The organism is Rhizobium rhizoryzae, assembly GCF_011046895.1.
Classification (GTDB): domain Bacteria; phylum Pseudomonadota; class Alphaproteobacteria; order Rhizobiales; family Rhizobiaceae; genus Neorhizobium; species Neorhizobium rhizoryzae.
The window spans coordinates 3,298,953-3,316,232 of the sequence record NZ_CP049250.1; the positions used below are offsets into that span (position 1 = coordinate 3,298,953).

The window sequence follows — 17,280 nt, forward strand, 5'->3', positions numbered from 1 at the left end:
GTTTCCTATTCGCCGCGCATATAGGTGCGCAGTGCCTCTGCCAGTTCGCTGGCCGCCTGACGGCGCTCCGCATCCGTTTCAGCCTGCACCACATGCTCGCTCAGATGCTCCTGCATCAGTTCCACCGTCAGGCCGGATAAAGCGCCACGAATGGAGGCAAGAAGTTGCAACACATCCCCGCAGGGTTGCTCGCTCTCCAACGCCCGCTCCACCGCCTCCATCTGACCTTTCAGCCGACGAATGCGGGCAACCAGTTTGTCCTTGCTGCGATGAGTATGCGACATGATCAATCCTGTAAGGTAGGGGGGTACCCTATCAGATCATAGTGCACTTTGCGAGGACGATCTTGCATTTCGTGAGGAAACCTTTATGTACCCTCTAGAGACTAGAGGTTTTGGGCGCTCATGTATTCCATCGGCGAATTGTCCAGACGCACGGGCGTCAAGGTTCCGACCATCCGCTATTATGAGCAGATGGGACTGATGCCGGAAGGAGAACGCACACAAGGCAATCAGCGCCGCTACAGGCGCGATGAACTGGAGCGGCTTGCCTTCATTCGCCATGCGCGCGATCTCGGCTTCGAGATTGCCATGATCCGTGAGTTGATTGCGCTGAGCGAGCATCCCAAGGCGCCGTGCGAAGGGGCAGACCGGATTGCCGCGGCACATCTTGACGATGTGCGCGACAAGATTGCCCGGCTGAAAAAGCTGGAGAGTGAGCTGGAGCGCATCGTCTCGCATTGCAGCGGCGGGCATACTGTGGAGGAATGCTATGTCATTCGCTCGCTGTCGGATCACGGTCTTTGCGATCACGAGCATTGAGAGACTGAAAGCCGCTTGACTTTGAACCGATTGTATCGCACTGATCTTCGCATGATGATCGTACACGCACAAATCGCTGCCATGTATTTTTGGGCCTACCGGTAACGGGCGGCTCGACAGATCACAATGTCAACAAGCCGCCGTCAGGCGGCTTTGTTGTAAGATAACGGCACCTGACGGCACCACACCCTAGAAGAGGATGCCGCAATGACCGAAGATACTGAAATTTCCCTCGTCCGCCCCGCCGTCGTGAATATCCGCGTTGCCAAGCCGCGCGATCTGCCCGAGCTCAACCATATGATTGCGCTTCTCGCAGCCCATCACGGCGATGCGGCGGCCATGACGCCCGACAAGCTGCAGCGCGATCTCTTCGGCCCTATGCCCTGGATCCAGGCGCTTGTGGCAGATGCGGGCGAAGAACTGATCGGCTACGCCATTCTGGTGCCCCTTTACCGGGCGCAGGAAGGCAAGCGCGGCATGGACCTGCACCACCTCTTCGTGCGCGATGGTCATCGCGGCCACGGCATTGGCCAGCACCTTGTGAGCCGCGCGCGCGATTGCGCCATTGCGCAGGGCTGCGATTATCTTTCCGTTTCGGCGGCGACCGGCAATTTCGCCGCCCATCGCTTCTACGAGCAGATGGACTTCGTGCCGCGCCCGGTGACAGGCATGCGCTATATGCAGGCTCTCGCCTAAGAAAATCAGGATTTCCGGATGACCCGTATCGCCCTTGCCTTGACGGAAGATTATGCCGATTGGGAGCCAGCGCTGCTGATGGCAGCCGCGCGCGGCTATCTGGGCGTCGAGATCGTCACCGCTTCACCCGATGGCCGCCCGGTGACCTCCATGGGCGGGCTGCGGGTACTGGTGGATACGAACTATGCCAGCCTCGATCCGGCACTCTTCGATGCGCTGGTCATACCCGGCGGTCTCATCTGGGAAAAAGGTGAAGCGCCTGCGTTCAACGAACTGATCCACCAGTTCCGCGCGCAGGGGAAAGTGGTGGCAGGCATTTGCGCGGCGGCGAGCGTTCTGGCGCGAAGCGGCATTCTTGACAGCGTTCGCCACACCGGCAATAGCCTCACCTCCCATCAGGCCCATGGCGGGTATCACGGTGAAGCCCATTATCAGAACCAACCGCAGGCGGTGAGCGATCAGGGCGTCATCACCGCCCCCGGCACCTCCCCCTTCACCTTTGCGCGCGAAGTCCTCAAGGCGCTCGGGCTTTGGACCGAAGAGGCCGAGGCAGAACTGAACGGTTTTGCGGCTGAATTCTCCTGATTTTGCCCCGCCGACGGCGTCCCGGCTGAACGGATCAGGTGAAAATGAGCAGTGTCAGGTGCTCTGCACGTCTGCTCAAAGCTTCCGATACCGTGTTGTCGCTACTGCTTCGGCACGGCCTTCAGATAGGCGGCGATGGCCTGGATATCCTGCTTGGGCAGATGCGCGATGTTCTGCTGCACTTCCGCCATGGAGCCGCCGACGCTGTCAAATTCCGGCGTGAAGCCGGTTTCCAGATAGCTGACAATCTCATCCTCGCTCCATTTGCCCATGCTGGTGGAGCCGGGCGTGATGTTGGGGATCTTGCCCTGCCCTTCCGGGTTCGGGCCACCGGCCAGCCATTTGCCGGTTTCCAGACCGCCCAGCGCATTGCGCGGCGTGTGGCATTCGCCGCAATGGCCCGGGCCTTCCACGAGATATTGCCCGCGCTTGACCTGATCGCTGGCATTGGCGATCTGAACGCGTGGGCTGTCATCGAGGAACAGCAGTTTCCAGCCGCCGAGCGAAAGGCGGATGTTGAAGGGGAAGCCGAGATCATGCGCGGGCGCGACATTGGAGCTGGCGGGCAGCGTCTTGATATAGCCGAAGAGGTCGTTGATGTCCTTTGGCGTCATGCGCGCATAGGAACTGTAGGGGAATGACGGATAAAGATGTTCACCTTCCGGGCCGACACCGCGCGTCATGGCATTGCCGAACTGCGCCAGCGTCCAGTTGCCGATGCCCGCCTTGGGGTCCGGCGAAATATTGGGAACGTTGAAGGTGCCAAACGGCGTCGGCAGTGCGTGACCGCCGGACAGGACCTTGAGATCTTCGCCCTTGGCACCCGTTGCGGCATGACAGCTGACACAGCCGCCTGCCCAGAACAGTTTCTCGCCATTGGCGACATCCGGGCTGCCCAGATTGGCCCAATATTCGGCCGGATGCGGCTTCGGCTTGGTAAGAGCATAGGCCGCGGCACCGCCGCCTGCCACCACGACCAGACAGCCGAGAATAATCTTTGTCAGGGTGGACGCCATGAACGCTCTCTCAATTTCCGATAACTGGCCTGGTTAAAGCCAGGCAAGCTTGCCACGGCCTGAACATCACGATCAGGCCATGGCGAATTAACTCAATCAGCGCTTCAGACGGTAGGTCTGGTGGCAGGCGCTGCACTCGCCGCCGAGCGTCTTCAGAGCAGCACCTACCGCTGCCTGATCAGCCGGCATGGAAGCGAGGATTGTTTCAGCTTCCTTGGAAAGCTTCAGAGACTTCGCCTTGAAGTCATCCATGTTCTGCCAGATGGCGGGCGCTGCAGCCGTGTTGCCACCGGTTTCGGAACCAGCCGGGAAGTGGTTTGGAAAATCCTTGGCGTCAGCGGCAATGGTGGAAAGTGCCTTCTTCACCGTTTCAGCGTCGTAAGGCTTTTCACCCTTGGCAATCGCACCGAGCGCGCCGACAGAAGCACCGATCTGCTTCATCTGCGCCTGGCGGACGGCCTGCGGTTCATCGGCTGCAATGGCTGCAGCGGCGCCAAGACAGATGGCCATGGTGGCGGCAATGGCTGTGCGGAACTTCATGAATTTTCCCTCTCGCTTGTGACGCGACAGGCCATCCCCGAAGCGTCTCGACAACAGCCGCAGATTACACGCCAGCACGTTGAAAGAAAGGCGTTTTTCGGCGCACACAAAGTTGTGAACCGCTGCGCCAAAATGTAGCGAAAGCTCAGGTTTTCACCGGCTGTAAACCATGACGGAAAGCGAAAAAGCCCGGCAGAGCGATGGCTCCCGCCGGGCTTCAACCTGCGATGGTTCGCGCTTACTTGGAAGCGGCTTCGTACATTTCCAGCACGTAATCCCAGTTGATCAGGCTGTCGACAAAGGCTTCCAGATACTTCGGACGCGCATTGCGATAGTCGATGTAGTAGGAGTGTTCCCAGACGTCGACGCCGAGGATCGGGGACGCGCCGTGAACCAGCGGGTTTTCGCCGTTCGGGGTCTTGGAGATGACGAGCTTGCCATCCTTCAGCGACAGCCAGGCCCAGCCGGAGCCGAACTGCGTGGTGCCGGCAGCGATGAAATCTGCCTTGAACTTGTCGTAGCCGCCGAGATCGCTGTCGATTGCAGCCTGCAGCTTGCCCGGAAGCTTGTTGCCGCCGCCATCCTTCTTCATCCACTTCCAGAAATGGATGTGGTTGTAGTGCTGGGCAGCATTGTTGAAGAGACCGGCATTGGTGCCGAAGGACTTCTTGACGACCTCCTCGACAGACAGGTCTGCCATACCGGCTTCAGCAGCCAGCTTGTTGCCGTTGTCGACATAGGCCTTGTGGTGCTTGTCGTGGTGGTATTCCAGCGTCTCCTTCGACATGAAGGGCTGCAGGGCTTCGTAGTCGTAAGGGAGTTCAGGAAGTTCGAAGGCCATAATCTTACTCCTTTTTCGGCAGAACCTTTGGATATCAGGTTGAGCGGGAACATAGGTTCCCGCGCGGCCATAGGCAACCGGCCAGAGGGGAAAATTCGGCACATCCGCCATTTGACTCCAGCAAAGTTTTGCTCCCTCCTCAGGCTTCGTCACGCCGGAAAATTTTCAGGAGATTCTTATGACAAAACCAACCGTCGTCTTCGCAACCGGCCTCCTGCTGTGCGCGTCGACGCTTGCAGCTCATGCCTCCTCGGACGATGCCTGGGCGGGATTTGCGAAGGAGGTGGAGGCGGCCTGCGGCAAGGCGGCATCGCGGCTCATCGAGAAACCGGTGAGCGTGGTGGATCCCTATGGCAGCGAGAGCTATGGCCTGGCGCTCGTCAGCGGCAAGGCCAAGGGGGCAAAACAGACTATTTCCACCATCTGCGTGTTCGACAAGAAGACGAAGAAGGCCGAAGTGGGCTCGGAGCTTTCTGCAGACCAGGTGAAGGTTACGCCGAAGCGGTAGGCATACCGTCTGCTACCGTACAGAAACCGATGGAACTCTTAGGGCCTGCTGCCTGTTGCGCAAGCGGGAAAACTCAGGAGAGACATCATGAACAGACGCAACATTCTGGCCGGAATGGCAGTTGCCAGCGCCTTCCCGCTTGCGACCCATGTGCTTGCGCAGGGCGCAGGTCAGGCAGCAGGCGCGAAGGGCAGCGCCATGGGCAAGGACAAGATGAAGGCGCTGATGGGCGGCGAATTCGCCACCGAAACCAGCAAGCTGGCGGCTCAGAACGCCTCTTCCCCGGCAGTCAAAACTTTCGCCCAGCTTGAGATTCGTGAACAGGCGGCGGTCGCCGAAGCGTTCGGCTCGAAACCCGGTGCAGTCAGCCTCGACGACAAGCACAAGGCCATGCTGCAAAAGCTGCAGGCAGCCAAGGGTGCGGAATTCGACAAGATGTACATCGAAGGCCAGATTAAGGGCCATGAGGAGCTGTTGGCGATCCACAAGGACTACGCCCGCTCCGGCAAGGACGAGATGGCGCGAGGTGCTTCGACGGTGGCCGTACCGGCCATCGAAACGCATCTTGCCATGCTGAAGACGATCCAGAACTCGCTCGGCTGAGTGAACAACATTTCCCCGCCTGTCACGACGGCAGGCGGGGAAAGAGATTCATCTCGCGACGCGGGGCGAGGCTTCGTACCAGCCCTTCGAGCGGTTGACGATCCAGACGATGGTCAGCATGACCGGCACCTCGATCAGCACACCGACGACCGTTGCAAGAGCGGCCCCTGAGTGGAAGCCGAACAGGCTGATGGCTGCGGCGACCGCCAGCTCGAAGAAGTTCGATGCCCCGATCAGCGCCGAGGGGCCGGCTACGCAGTGCTTCTCGCCCGACCATCTGTTGAGAAGATAAGCGAGACCCGAGTTCAGATAGACCTGAATGAGGATCGGCACGGCAAGCAGCGCGATGACGCCCGGCTGGGCAATGATCTGTTCTCCCTGAAAGCCGAAGAGCAGGATGAGTGTAGCGAGCAGCGCTACCAGCGACAGCGGGCCAAGACGTGCCAGCAGCCTGTCCAGCGCATCCGCCGAACCCCCGGCCAGCAACGCACGACGGATAACCTGCGCAACGACAACCGGAATGACGATGTAGAGCGCGACCGACAGGACCAGCGTATCCCACGGCACGGTGATAGCGGACAGACCGAGCAGCAGGGCGACGATGGGCGCGAAGGCGACAATCATGATCGCGTCATTCAGCGCTACCTGGCTCAGCGTAAAATGCGGCTCACCTTTGGTGAGGTTCGACCAGACGAACACCATGGCTGTGCAGGGAGCCGCCGCCAGCAGGATGAGGCCGGCGATATAGCTGTCTATCTGCGTTTCCGGAAGCAGGGGTCGAAACAGCCAGCCGATGAAGAACCAACCGAGCAGCGCCATCGAGAAGGGCTTGATCGCCCAGTTGATGAACAGCGTAACGCCGATACCACGCCAGTGCTGACCGACCTCTCTCAAGGCGGCGAAATCGATTTTTAACAGCATCGGGATGATCATCAGCCAGATGAGAACCGCAACCGGCAGATTGACCTTTGCCACTTCCAGCGCACCGATGGCCTGGAACACTGCCGGAAAAGCATGACCGAGCGCCACGCCGACAACAATGCACAGGGCGACCCAGAGGGTGAGATATCTTTCGAAGGTCGACACGATGCTCAGCCTTTACCGTTACCGGAGGTAGCGCCTTCCAGGGCGCCGATTTCCTTCAGCTTCGCCTGAAGCGCGAGCTTATCCAGAGAGGACAGAGGCAGATTGACGAAGGCGGCAATGCGATTTTTCAGAAAACGGGCGGCTTCGGCAAAGGCCTGCAGCTTTTCAACCTCGGTGCCTTCCACGGCAGCCGGATCCTCGATGCCCCAATGCGCCGTTGCCGGATGACCAAGCCAGACCGGGCAGGCTTCCCCTGCTGCATTATCACAGACAGTGAAGATGAAATCGAATACGGGCGCGCCCTGTTCCGCGAACTCATCCCAGCTTTTCGAGCGAAACCCTTCATGCGGGTAGTCCAGCGCCGCAAGCGTTTTCAGGGCCAGCGGATGGACTTCGCCCTTGGGCTGGCTGCCGGCGGAAAAGGCACGGAAACGCCCCTGCCCTTCTTTCTGGAGAATGGCCTCGCCCAGAATAGAGCGCGCTGAATTGCCCGTGCAGAGGAACAGCACGCTATAGATTTTTTCGGTCATGATATCCGGTCTCTAGCAGGTCTTGGTGTTTGCACCCGGCGCGCAGCAGGGCGTGAGTTCGGCGATGATGGGAGCACAGATCTGGGAGTTTCCGCCGCAGCAATCTTTCAGCAGAAACAATGTCACGGCACGCAATCCATCGAGATCGGCGCGATAGATGATGGAGCGGCCCTGACGTTCGGCCAGAACCAGACCAGCCTGCGACAGCGTGGACAAATGGGCGGACATGGTGTTTTGCGGCACATCCAGCGCTTTGGCAATTTCACCCGCCGCCATGCCCTCCGGTTCTCTGGAAACCAGGAGCCGGAAGGTTTGCAGCCGCGTGGACTGCGCCAGTGCGCCAAGCGCATCAATTACGTTTTTCTCATCCATATATCCGGATTAATGGATATGTTTGGGCGTGTCAATGCTGAAAGCGAGGAAGGCGACTCGTGGTAGCGCCAGTTTATTCATAAAGGGCTTTCAGCGAGTTTCCGTCATGCTCGGGCTTGTCCCGAGCATCTACAAACGCTTGATTTTGTTGGACGTCAGTAGATCCTCGGCACAAGGCCGAGGATGACGTCGCGGGTGGTAGGCAGAATTGTCAGCAGTCTGAGGCGCCGCGCAGGCGCCTCCAAACCCTTGCTCAAGCCGCGGCTTTCTTGCCCGACTTTGCCCAGTCCATGTAAAGCTCCAGTGCCTTGCGAGCGATGGGGCCTTCCTGGAACTGCTGGTCGTCCAAGCGGTTGATCGGCACGATCTTGGAATAGTTGCCGGAGGTGAAGATCTCGTCGGCGGCCTTGAAATCCTCCACCGTCAGCGTGCATTCGCGCACATCGTGACCGGCGGCGCGCAACAGGCCGATGACGCGCGAACGGGTGATCCCTGAGAGGAAGGTGCCATTGGCAACCGGCGTCATGATGACACCGTCCTTGACCATGAAGATGTTGGAGGACGCCGTTTCCGCCACATTGCCGTTCATGTCGCGCATCAGGGCATTGTCGAAACCGCGGTTCTTTGCCTCGATGATCGCGCGCCCGCTATTGGGGTAGAGGCTGCCGGTCTTGGCGGATGTCATGGCGACTTCCGGGTTCGGCCGGCGGAAGGGCGATACCGTCAGCGAACTGGGCTGGGCGGTATGCATGGGTGCTTCGAACAGGCAGAGCGCGAAGCGGGTGGATTCCGGATCGGCAGCGACGACGGAGAAGGGCGAACCATGCTCGGCCCAATACATGGGCTTGATGTAGATGGCGGTCTTTCCATCGAACTTCTTCACGCCTTCCAGCGCCAGATGCTCGATTTCTTCCGGCGTCTTGGTGGGCTTCATGCCCATGTTGATGGCGGAGCGATTGACGCGCTGGCAATGCAGATCGAGATCCGGCGAGATGCCGTCGAACCAACGCGCGCCGTCAAACACCGTGGAGCCCAGCCACATGGCATGCGATGTCGGGCCGATGAGCGGCGGGTTACCGCTGATCCATTCGCCATCGACGAAGGTCCAGGTGGTGCTGCGGGGCGCTGTGTTGACGGACATTTTTCTTCTCCTCGGATACCGTTTTCACGCCACTGAATGCCCGTGAGACGGGAGGGTCAAGAATTTTTTGCCGCTGATTTTTTGATTGAAAGAAAATTGCGCCAAAGCGGAAAATCCGGACATTTCCCGCCTCCATCGGTCAGGCGCACACATAGACCTATCAGCCTGAGTGATCGATCACCATCACGGCTGGCGCTGATGCTGTTGCGGCTGCGGCAGGAGTGGAGAATCCTGGCCGGAGTTCTGGCCGGATATTCTTGCCGAGCTGAACTGGCGGTCGATCATCGGGATACTCATGACAATGGCGATGAGAGCCACAAGCAACAGGAACCAGGTAATACGCATAGGCCTCGTTTCTCATTCATCGAACACGCGTCTTCGCATGCTTATGCGGCACAAATTCGGTGCTTGCCATGCGTTGCGTCAAATGCCACCTCATTCGACGCGGCCATGCTCCGCCAGAAAATCGAGAAGTGCGCGGATACGCGAGGGAAGCGGGCCTTTCTGGCCGACATAGACGGCGTAGAATTCTTCGCGGTCGCCCGGATTGAACTCCTCCAGCAGAGGCACGAGTCGCCCCGCCCGGATATCGTCCGCCACCACGAACGAGCCCATGCGCACGATGCCTATTCCCGCCAGCGCGAGTTGGCGCATGCCTTCGCCATCATTGACCTGCACGCGACCGGATGGGGTGACGGCGATTTCGATATCTCTCTCGCGGAACGGCCAGTCGCGGACACTACGGCTATAGCCGAATCGGAGAAGATTGTGCCGGGAGAGCTCATCCGGGTGGAGCGGGGTTCCATGCCGCTCCAGATAGGCGGGAGACGCCGCCACCGTGAGACGGGTCTCGCCCAGCTTGCGGGCAATGAGACTGGAACTCTTCAGCGGGCCGGTGCGAACCGCGATATCCGTGTGGTCGGCCATCAAGTCTACCACCGTATCGGTCTGGGCGATATCGAGCGTTACGCCCGGAAAGCGTGCCAAAAACTTCGGCAGAAGCGGATTGAGCCGGTGTGCCAGATAGACGGAACTGGTGTTGAGGCGAATGCGGCCCACCGCTTCCACGGCAGAAGCCGCGGCACGTTCCGCATCCTCGATACTGGCGAGAATGGAGGCGGATCGCTCGTAGAACTCCCGGCCCTCCGGCGTCAACCGGAACTGGCGCGTGGAACGGTTGATCAGCCGAACATTCAGGCGGCTCTCCAGACGAGAGATCAGCTTGCTGACGGCAGACGGCGTCAGGGAAAGTGCGCGCGCAGCAGCTGAAAAGCCGCCCTGCTCCACCACGGCCACATAGACCTCCATTTCCGCCGAGCGGTTGACATCCAGTCGCGCCATTTGTGCCTCTATGTCACAGGTGATGTTCTATCCGGCATTCTAGTTCACAAGAACCAGCAAGGCTATCTCCCGGACATCCTTTCATTCGAACAATAGGAAGTTCGATTATGCCTATCGCTCTCTACGCCCTGACTGCGGGCGCCTTCGGAATCGGGGTCACCGAATTCGTGATCATGGGATTGCTGCGGGAAATCGGGGCTGACCTTAGCGTATCCATTGCGCAGGCCGGACTGCTAATTTCCGGCTACGCTCTTGGCGTGGTCTTCGGTGCGCCTATCATGACAATCCTGACTGCGCGCATGCCGCGCAAGCGCGTACTTCTCGGCCTGATGGTCATCTTCATCATCGGCAACATTGTCTGCGCCATTGCCCCCAGCTATTCGCTGATGATGGTAGCCCGCATGGTGACGGCGCTTGCGCACGGCACCTTCTTCGGCGTCGGCTCCGTGGTGGCAACCAGCCTCGTTGCAGAAAACAAGCGTGCCAGCGCCATTGCGGTCATGTTTACCGGCCTGACGGTTGCGAACGTCCTGGGCGTTCCGTTCGGCACCTGGCTTGGCCAGACACTGGGCTGGCGCTCCACCTTCTGGGCCGTAAGTCTCGTGGGCATCGCCGCGTTGCTGGTCATCGCCGCCCTGTTGCCGAAGGACGACCAAGCACCTGACGTCACAGACTGGCGGGCGGACCTGCGTGCCATTGGCCGCCTGCCGGTTCTGCTGGGCCTTGCCACGACGGTGTTCGGCTATGCCGGTGTCTTTACCGTTTTCACCTATATCGCGCCGCTTCTGACACAGGTGGCCGGTCTTTCGGACAGCGCCGTCTCGCCCATTCTTCTCGTATTCGGCGGCGGCATGATCATCGGCAATATTCTGGGTGGAAAACTGGCTGATCGCAATCTCGGCAGGACATTGACGGTCACGCTGATCGCGCTTGGCCTGTCGCTCGGGCTCATGCCGCTCTTCTTCGCCTCGGGCTGGTCCAGCGTGCTGATCGTTGGCCTGACCGGCATCGCCGCCTTTGCCACCGTTGCGCCGCTGCAAATGTGGGTGATGGGCAAGGCGAAGGGTGCAGGCGAAGTGCTAGTGTCCAGCTTCAACATTGCCGCCTTCAATCTGGGCAATGCACTGGGCGCCTGGGCCGGTGGCTATGCCATCGACCATGGGCCGGGTCTGGCCGCCGTGCCCTATGTCGCGGTTGTTTTCCCGGTGCTTGCCGTAATCGTTGCGTGGCTTGCCATGCGCGGCAGCCAGGATGCGCCCGAGGTTGCCGTTGCGAGACCCACGGCTTGACCTGACGGATCTGGAACCCAAGTTACAACGGGTTCCATTCCGGCCTTCCGAAAGGCCCCTTTTTCACCACCATGTTTGACGAGGTACATATGATTGAGACCGTTACCGCCAATGGCGCCAACATCCCGGCGCTCGGCTTCGGCACTTTCCGCATGCCGGGCGAAGATGTCATGCGCGTCGTTCCCAAGGCGATCGAGCTTGGCTTCCGCCACATCGATACGGCGCAGATCTATGGCAACGAGGCCGAGGTCGGCGCTGCCATCCAGCAATCCGGCGTGGCCCGCGGCGACATTTTCCTGACCACCAAGGTCTGGGTCGACAAATTTGCACCCGATGCCTTTGCCGCATCCGTGGATGAAAGCCTGAAGAAGCTGAAGACGGACCATGTGGACCTGCTTCTGCTGCACTGGCCGCAAAGCGATGTGCCGCTGGCCAGCCGCATGGAGAGCCTCAACGCCGTCAAAAAGGCGGGCAAGGTGCGCAATATCGGCATTTCCAACTTCAACATCGCCATGATGGAGGAAGCGGCAAAGCTTTCGGATGCGCCGATCGCCACCAACCAGGTGGAACTCCACCCCTATCTCGACCAGTCGAAACTGCTGGAAGCGGCCCGCAAACACGGCATTTCCCTGACCGCTTACTATCTGATGGCGGATGGCCGCGTGCCGAAGGACGAGGTGCTGAAAGACATCGGCTCGCGCCATGGCAAGACGGCGGCACAGGTGGCGCTGCGCTGGGCCGTACAGCAGAAGGATGTCATCGCGCTGTCCAAAACGGCGACCGTGGAGCGCCTTCAGGAGAATTTCGACATCTTCGATTTCGATCTGACGGACGCGGAAATGGGCGAGATTTCAAAGCTTGCCAAGCCCGACGGCCGCATCGTCAACCCCGGTCACCTGCGCCCGCCCCATTGGGATTGAGCGGGGGAGCGGTCGATCTCACTTCACGTAGTGATATCGGCACTGAATGATTTGCAGGCGCTGGTCTTCTCCGGCGCCTGCAACATTATAAACAATGCGATGGTCCGCAGTGATGCGGCGGGACCAGAAACCGGAGAGACTGCCTTTCAACGGTTCCGGCTTACCTATCCCGGAAAAGGGCGACCGTTTCATGTCCTTGATCAGTTGATGGATGCGCAGGACCACTGCCTGATCACTCTCAACCCAGAATTCATAATCAGCCCAGGCCTGTTCGGTCCAGACCAGTTTCATTCGCCGGTCGGATCCCGCTCGATCACCTTGCCCCCAGCCAACTGCTCCATGCTCTCACGCAGGCGATCCGCGTTCGCAGGGTTGGAGAGAAGATGCAGCGTCTCCTGCATGCTCTCAAATTCGCCTTCCGCGATGACGACCACGGATTCCGCTCCCTGACGCGTCACCAGAAGCGGCGCTCGCGATTCGAGCACCGCATCAAAATGCGAGGCGAAGTTCTGTCGGAATTCCGTGAAGCGAACGTGAGGCATAGGTCACCTTTTTATGTACAGAAATCTGTACATATATTATGGCAACACGTCAACGCAGGAAGTGGTAGGCCAGGTACACCGCGATGAGAAGAACGGCCGCGATGCCGGTGATGAGGCTGAGGCGTTTTTCGATGAAGTGGCGCATTTCCTCGCCATAGCGGTTCAGAAGCCAGGCCAGCGCAAAGAAGCGCGCGCCACGAGCGACAATGGCCGAGACGATGAACCAGAACAGGCTGAAATTTGCGACGCCCGAAAGAATGGTCACCACCTTGATGGGTGGCAGATGCGCGGCACCGGAGGTGACGAGCAGCAGGAGGATCGTTTCCCAGTTCACGGACGCGGCCAGTTCATCAAAGGTATCGAGCTTGCCGTAGAGAGCGAGAACCGGCTTTGCGATCGTCTCGAACGCGTAATGACCGATCATCCAGCCCAGGATTCCGCCCAGCACCGATGCCGCCGTTGCGATGGCCGCATAGAGATAGGCGCGCTTTGGCCTCGCCAGTACCATGGGTACGAAAAGCACATCGGCGGGCACGAGGAAGAAGGAACTTTCCACGAAGGCGATGATGGCGAGCCACCACGCGGCAGCCTTGCGGGCAGCGAGCGCCATGGTCCAGGCGTAGAGTTTGCGCAGCATGGGAATTCCTCGAAGAATGACCCCGCCGCCTTAGAGGGTGATGAACGGCGTTGCAAGGTGATTGCCCCTGACGATGGGACTTGCCAAAGATTGGAAGCCACACTACCTTTCAGTGGAAAGGATTGAGCACAATGGTTTCGCCAGAAAGAGAAAACTCGTCAACCGCCAGTGTCGTGGTGTCAAAAGCGGTGCTGCGCGCCTGCGAGCGGCTGGAAATACGGGGGCGTCTGCTGGGTCGCATTCTGGGCCTATCCGAGGCCTCGATCTCGCGCCTCAAGCGCGGTGACCTGACACTTTCACCGGAGGAGAAGTCGTTCGAACTGGCCCTGTTGTTCATCCGCCTATTTCGCTCGCTGGATGCCATCACCGGGGGCGACGAAGGCGTGGCCCGCGCCTGGATGCGCAACGAAAACAGCGCGCTCGGTGGCGTGCCGATCGACCGTATTCTCACGATTGCAGGTTTGACCGATGTCCTTGCCTATCTGGACGCCCGACGCGCTCTCGTCTGAAGCACAGCCCATCGAGGGCCGCTTCTGGCGACTGGTGGAAGCGCAGCATCAGGTATCGACCATGAAACTGGTGGATACGGTGGATGAACAGGCGCTTCTGGAAAGCCTGCTGGAGGCCACAAAGCCCGTTCTTCCGCCGGAGGCAATCGGACTGGACTATCTGCTGGCCACGCCGTTTCGCTACGGTGCGATCTACCCCCATGGCTCCCGCTTTCGCCGTGCGGGCCGAACTCCGGGCGTCTTCTACGCAGCCAAAGCCGTATCGACCGCTGTGGCGGAGATGGCATTTTACCGACTGTTGTTCTTTGCCGAATCTCCGCTGACGCCACTTCCGGCGAATGCTGCCGATTATACTGCCTTTGCAGCTGAGATCAGCACGCAGGCAGGTCTCGACCTTTCAGCGCCGCCACTGTCCGAGGACGATCTGCTCTGGACGCATCCGACAGAGTACAGCGCCTGTCAGACGCTGGCGGATAGCGCACGAACGGCAGGCATCGAGGCTCTCTTGTACCGCTCGGTGCGCGATCCGGCCCGTGGCATGAACATCGCGCTCCTGACGGCCAAAGGCTTTGCGAAGCGCGAGCCGGTGGAGCGCCAGAGCTGGCGCATTCATTTCTCCGCCCGCCATGTGCAGGCGCTTTGCGACTTCCCGCGCCAGCGCATCGGTTTTCGGCTGGATGATTTTGCGCAGGATCCGCGGATCGCCAGCCGCCTCACCTGATCCTGGCCATTCCCTGCCGCAGCGCCTCGGAGCCGCCCTCACCCAGATCCTCATCCACCTGTGCGTGGGTTGCCGTCCAGATCGGCAAAGCGCGCTGAAGAAGAAGCAGCCCCTCCTCCGTCAATTTCAGCAGCCGGCTGCGGGCATCCTTAGGGTCGGTCAAGACATCGATCAGCCCTCGCCGCTGCAAGGGTTTCAGGGCTGCCGTCAGAGTGGTGCGGTCCATATCCAGTACCGAGGCGACCGAACTCATCGTTGCCGGTTGCGGCCTGTTCAGGGACATCAGCATGGAAAACTGCCCGTTTGTGAGACCGACGGGCCGCAGGGCATTATCGAACCGGCGCGCCAGGGCACGTGCCGCCCGCTGCGCATGCAGACACAGGCAGGTATCGCGAACATGAATGGTTGTCGAAAAAGGAATCACAACTTCATTTGACATGGCTTATATATGTTGATATCAACCTATTTGTCAAGATGATCCAGTCTGAGGAGGCAGCGATGGAGCATGCAGTGGCAAGCCGCGAGGAATGGCTGGAGGCGCGCAAGCAGCTTCTGGTTCGCGAAAAGGAAATGACCCGTCTGCGTGATGCCATCAACCGCGAGCGGATGGCGCTGCCCTGGGTGAAGGTGGAGGAGGATTACCGTTTTCAGACGCCGACGGGCGAGAAGAGCCTCAGCGACCTGTTCGACGGACGCAGCCAGCTGATCACCTATCACTTCATGTTCGGGCCGGACTGGGAGGCAGGGTGCGAGGGCTGCTCCTTCCTCGCCGATCATCTGGACGGCACGCTTGCGCATCTGAACCACCATGATGTGACACTGGTGTGCGTATCGCGCGCGCCGCTGGAGAAGATCGAAGCCTACAAGCGCCGCATGGGCTGGAAATTCCCCTGGGTGTCATCCTTCGGATCGCGCTTCAACTATGATTTCGGCGTGTCGTTCACACCCGAACAGCTCGCATCAGGCTCTGTCTTCTACAATTTCCGTGAGACCCCGACGCCGCAGGCGCATGACGAACTGCCCGGTCAATCCGCCTTCTATCGTGATGGGCAGGGCCAGATTTTCCATACCTATTCGTCCTATGCGCGCGGCGGCGAGGAATGGCTGGCGACCATGATGATCCTCGATACGGCACCGCTTGGCCGCAATGAAAGCGAAACGATGAACTTCATCAAGCGCCATGACGAATATGAGACGGCGCCGAAAACCGGTGGCTGCTGCCATTAACAGACTACGGGAGGAGACCGACATGATGGAAATGCCGCAACCCCGCGAGGAACACGCGTTTCTCAATCGGCTCGTCGGACGCTGGCAGGTGTCAGCGGCCGAGATGTCTGACGGATCGGACTGGGTCGAGACCGTGCGCTCTCTGCATGGCATATGGTTTCTGGCGGAGGGCCAGGGCCGGATGCCCAACGGGCAGGAAGCGACCACCCAGCTGACGCTCGGGCATGATGGAAGGACCGGTAAATACACCGGAAGCTGGATCGGCAGCATGATGGAACACATGTGGGTGTATGAAGGGGAGCTTTCCGCCGATGGCCAGAGCCTGAGCCTCTACACCAACGGCCCGAGTTTCGGTGATCCCGCTGTCATGCAGGATTATCGGGAGCAGATTACCTTCACGGATGATGACACCCGTGTCTTTACCTCCAGCGCCCGCCAGCCGGATGGAAGCTGGAATGAGTTCATGCGGGCCGAGTACCGCCGCCTTTCCTGAAATTCCCCTGCCCCACAAGAGGAGATGACATGCCATCGACAGCCCATGGAAAATTCATCTGGTGCGAATTGATGACCACCGACATGCAGGCCGCCAGCGATTTCTATGCAAAGGTCGTGGGCTGGAGTGCCAAACGCATGCCCATGCCAGGGGCGGACAGTTTCGAATACGGTATTTTCGATACGCGCGCAGGTGACGAGGACTGCGGTGTTGCGGGCTTCATGACAATCCCACCCGAGATGGCAGGCCATATGCCGCCGAACTGGACCGGCTATGTGGGCGTGGACGACGTGGATGAGACTGTCCGGCAATTCGAAGCCGAAGGCGGTTCCGTTCGCCGGCCAGCAGAAGACATTCCCGATGTCGGTCGCTTTGCCGTGGTGGCCGATCCGCACGGGGCGGTGATCTGCATCATGACACCCAAGCCAATGGACAACCCGCCGCCCATGGCTGCCATGGGAACGCCGGGGACATTCGGCTGGCACGAGCTTTATGCGGGTGAGGCGCAAGAGGCGCTCGCCTTCTATGGCAAGGTTTTCGGGTGGGCGCTGGATCACGCCATGGATATGGGCGACATGGGCAAATACCTGATCTTTGCCCATAACGGCCAGCCGATCGGCGGGATGATGACAAGGCCGCCGCAGGTGCCGGTGCCGTGCTGGGCCTATTACGTGAACGTGCCTTCCGTGCAGCAGGCCGTGACCACCATCGAAGCGTCTGGCGGCAAGGTCATCTTCGGGCCACAGGAAGTGCCGGGTGGCAGCTTCATCATCAATGCCATCGATCCGCAAGGCGCGCATTTTTCGCTGGTGTCTGCCGGATCGTAAGGCGAACCATGGCCGCCGCAAACGCGTTCGGCGGC

General features: G+C 59.8%; 26 protein-coding genes. 12 read left to right on the plus strand and 14 right to left on the minus strand.

Annotated features, from left to right (window positions below; genetic code table 11):
* Positions 1–5: 5 nt before the first annotated feature.
* The gene (gene dmeR, locus G6N80_RS21795) at positions 6–284 is read right to left on the minus strand and encodes a Ni(II)/Co(II)-sensing transcriptional repressor DmeR (protein ID WP_165136783.1); all 279 of its coding nucleotides are present in this window, start codon (positions 282–284) and stop codon (positions 6–8) included.
* Positions 285–404: 120 nt separating this feature from the next.
* On the opposite strand from dmeR, the gene G6N80_RS21800 reads away from it, so the two are divergent.
* The 3 genes from G6N80_RS21800 (at position 405) to G6N80_RS21810 (ending at position 2,102) form a co-directional block, all read left to right on the plus strand.
* Positions 405–821, plus strand: a complete 417-nt coding sequence (locus tag G6N80_RS21800; RefSeq protein WP_062552901.1) for a MerR family transcriptional regulator — start codon at positions 405–407, stop codon at positions 819–821.
* A gap of 207 nt (positions 822–1,028) precedes the next feature.
* Positions 1,029–1,517: a GNAT family N-acetyltransferase gene (locus G6N80_RS21805; RefSeq protein WP_165136786.1), complete on the plus strand. Its 489-nt coding sequence runs from the start codon at positions 1,029–1,031 to the stop codon at positions 1,515–1,517.
* A gap of 18 nt (positions 1,518–1,535) precedes the next feature.
* Complete coding sequence (locus G6N80_RS21810; protein WP_165136789.1) at positions 1,536–2,102, plus strand: type 1 glutamine amidotransferase family protein; 567 nt, start codon at positions 1,536–1,538, stop codon at positions 2,100–2,102.
* A gap of 101 nt (positions 2,103–2,203) precedes the next feature.
* Here the strand turns inward: G6N80_RS21810 and G6N80_RS21815 are convergent, their stop codons facing one another.
* From G6N80_RS21815 to G6N80_RS21825, 3 genes are all read right to left on the minus strand, one after another.
* The gene (locus G6N80_RS21815) at positions 2,204–3,118 is read right to left on the minus strand and encodes a c-type cytochrome (protein WP_062552904.1); all 915 of its coding nucleotides are present in this window, start codon (positions 3,116–3,118) and stop codon (positions 2,204–2,206) included.
* Between the two features lie 96 nt (positions 3,119–3,214).
* Complete coding sequence (locus G6N80_RS21820) at positions 3,215–3,658, minus strand: c-type cytochrome (protein ID WP_062552905.1); 444 nt, start codon at positions 3,656–3,658, stop codon at positions 3,215–3,217.
* Between the two features lie 238 nt (positions 3,659–3,896).
* On the minus strand, positions 3,897–4,499 hold the full coding sequence (locus G6N80_RS21825) for a superoxide dismutase (protein WP_062552906.1): 603 nt from the start codon (positions 4,497–4,499) through the stop codon (positions 3,897–3,899).
* 178 nt (positions 4,500–4,677) lie between these two features.
* Between G6N80_RS21825 and G6N80_RS21830 the strand changes: the two genes are divergently transcribed.
* Together G6N80_RS21830 and G6N80_RS21835 are read left to right on the plus strand one after the other, a co-directional pair.
* Complete coding sequence (locus G6N80_RS21830; RefSeq protein WP_062552907.1) at positions 4,678–5,007, plus strand: hypothetical protein; 330 nt, start codon at positions 4,678–4,680, stop codon at positions 5,005–5,007.
* A gap of 87 nt (positions 5,008–5,094) precedes the next feature.
* Positions 5,095–5,610, plus strand: a complete 516-nt coding sequence (locus G6N80_RS21835) for a DUF4142 domain-containing protein (protein WP_165136792.1) — start codon at positions 5,095–5,097, stop codon at positions 5,608–5,610.
* Positions 5,611–5,658: 48 nt separating this feature from the next.
* Here the strand turns inward: G6N80_RS21835 and arsB are convergent, their stop codons facing one another.
* The 6 genes from arsB to G6N80_RS21865 all read right to left on the minus strand — a co-directional run bounded on the left by arsB (position 5,659) and on the right by G6N80_RS21865 (position 10,080).
* Positions 5,659–6,696 carry an ACR3 family arsenite efflux transporter gene (arsB, locus tag G6N80_RS21840; protein ID WP_165136795.1) on the minus strand — a complete coding sequence of 346 codons (1,038 nt, stop codon included), beginning with the start codon at positions 6,694–6,696 and terminating at the stop codon, positions 5,659–5,661.
* Between the two features lie 5 nt (positions 6,697–6,701).
* Positions 6,702–7,226 (minus strand): arsenate reductase ArsC, encoded by a 525-nt coding sequence (locus G6N80_RS21845; RefSeq protein WP_165136798.1) that lies wholly within the window; start codon positions 7,224–7,226, stop codon positions 6,702–6,704.
* A gap of 12 nt (positions 7,227–7,238) precedes the next feature.
* On the minus strand, positions 7,239–7,598 hold the full coding sequence (locus G6N80_RS21850) for an ArsR/SmtB family transcription factor (RefSeq protein WP_062552911.1): 360 nt from the start codon (positions 7,596–7,598) through the stop codon (positions 7,239–7,241).
* Positions 7,599–7,851: 253 nt separating this feature from the next.
* Positions 7,852–8,739 (minus strand): branched-chain amino acid aminotransferase, encoded by an 888-nt coding sequence (locus tag G6N80_RS21855; RefSeq protein ID WP_062552912.1) that lies wholly within the window; start codon positions 8,737–8,739, stop codon positions 7,852–7,854.
* Positions 8,740–8,922: 183 nt separating this feature from the next.
* Positions 8,923–9,084 carry a hypothetical protein gene (locus G6N80_RS21860; protein WP_156379017.1) on the minus strand — a complete coding sequence of 54 codons (162 nt, stop codon included), beginning with the start codon at positions 9,082–9,084 and terminating at the stop codon, positions 8,923–8,925.
* 90 nt (positions 9,085–9,174) lie between these two features.
* Positions 9,175–10,080, minus strand: a complete 906-nt coding sequence (locus G6N80_RS21865; RefSeq protein ID WP_062552913.1) for a LysR family transcriptional regulator — start codon at positions 10,078–10,080, stop codon at positions 9,175–9,177.
* Between the two features lie 107 nt (positions 10,081–10,187).
* Here G6N80_RS21865 and G6N80_RS21870 point away from each other — a divergent pair, with 107 nt between their 5' ends.
* Positions 10,188–11,369 (plus strand): MFS transporter, encoded by a 1,182-nt coding sequence (locus G6N80_RS21870; RefSeq protein ID WP_165136801.1) that lies wholly within the window; start codon positions 10,188–10,190, stop codon positions 11,367–11,369.
* A gap of 92 nt (positions 11,370–11,461) precedes the next feature.
* Positions 11,462–12,289: an aldo/keto reductase gene (locus tag G6N80_RS21875; RefSeq protein ID WP_165137259.1), complete on the plus strand. Its 828-nt coding sequence runs from the start codon at positions 11,462–11,464 to the stop codon at positions 12,287–12,289.
* Between the two features lie 18 nt (positions 12,290–12,307).
* On the opposite strand, the gene G6N80_RS21880 is transcribed toward G6N80_RS21875, so the two are convergent.
* Genes G6N80_RS21880 through G6N80_RS21890 form a run of 3 tightly spaced genes read right to left on the minus strand, consistent with a single transcriptional unit; the run spans position 12,308 to position 13,468 of the window.
* Positions 12,308–12,580, minus strand: coding sequence for a Txe/YoeB family addiction module toxin (locus G6N80_RS21880; protein WP_165136804.1), 273 nt, complete (start codon positions 12,578–12,580; stop codon positions 12,308–12,310).
* Entirely contained in the window at positions 12,577–12,831 is a 255-nt protein-coding gene (locus G6N80_RS21885; protein WP_062552917.1) for a type II toxin-antitoxin system Phd/YefM family antitoxin, read from the minus strand. The genes G6N80_RS21880 and G6N80_RS21885 overlap by 4 nt, the downstream gene beginning before the upstream one ends.
* Positions 12,832–12,880: 49 nt before the next feature.
* Positions 12,881–13,468, minus strand: a complete 588-nt coding sequence (locus G6N80_RS21890; RefSeq protein WP_062552918.1) for a YqaA family protein — start codon at positions 13,466–13,468, stop codon at positions 12,881–12,883.
* Between the two features lie 131 nt (positions 13,469–13,599).
* Here G6N80_RS21890 and G6N80_RS21895 point away from each other — a divergent pair, with 131 nt between their 5' ends.
* Both G6N80_RS21895 and G6N80_RS21900 read left to right on the plus strand, forming a co-directional pair.
* Complete coding sequence (locus G6N80_RS21895) at positions 13,600–13,977, plus strand: MbcA/ParS/Xre antitoxin family protein (protein ID WP_165136807.1); 378 nt, start codon at positions 13,600–13,602, stop codon at positions 13,975–13,977.
* Positions 13,937–14,698 carry an RES family NAD+ phosphorylase gene (locus G6N80_RS21900; RefSeq protein ID WP_165136810.1) on the plus strand — a complete coding sequence of 254 codons (762 nt, stop codon included), beginning with the start codon at positions 13,937–13,939 and terminating at the stop codon, positions 14,696–14,698. The genes G6N80_RS21895 and G6N80_RS21900 overlap by 41 nt, the downstream gene beginning before the upstream one ends.
* Here the strand turns inward: G6N80_RS21900 and G6N80_RS21905 are convergent.
* The gene (locus G6N80_RS21905; protein ID WP_165136813.1) at positions 14,691–15,137 is read right to left on the minus strand and encodes a MarR family winged helix-turn-helix transcriptional regulator; all 447 of its coding nucleotides are present in this window, start codon (positions 15,135–15,137) and stop codon (positions 14,691–14,693) included. The two genes, G6N80_RS21900 and G6N80_RS21905, sit on opposite strands and share 8 nt — an antisense overlap.
* A 59-nt stretch (positions 15,138–15,196) precedes the next feature.
* On the opposite strand from G6N80_RS21905, the gene G6N80_RS21910 reads away from it, so the two are divergent.
* The 3 genes from G6N80_RS21910 to G6N80_RS21920 are packed head-to-tail and all read left to right on the plus strand — an operon-like array spanning position 15,197 to position 17,245.
* The gene (locus tag G6N80_RS21910) at positions 15,197–15,925 is read left to right on the plus strand and encodes a DUF899 domain-containing protein (protein WP_062553231.1); all 729 of its coding nucleotides are present in this window, start codon (positions 15,197–15,199) and stop codon (positions 15,923–15,925) included.
* 22 nt (positions 15,926–15,947) lie between these two features.
* Positions 15,948–16,418, plus strand: a complete 471-nt coding sequence (locus tag G6N80_RS21915; protein ID WP_062552922.1) for a DUF1579 domain-containing protein — start codon at positions 15,948–15,950, stop codon at positions 16,416–16,418.
* 29 nt (positions 16,419–16,447) lie between these two features.
* Positions 16,448–17,245: a VOC family protein gene (locus tag G6N80_RS21920; protein WP_062552923.1), complete on the plus strand. Its 798-nt coding sequence runs from the start codon at positions 16,448–16,450 to the stop codon at positions 17,243–17,245.
* Positions 17,246–17,280 lie beyond the last annotated feature (35 nt).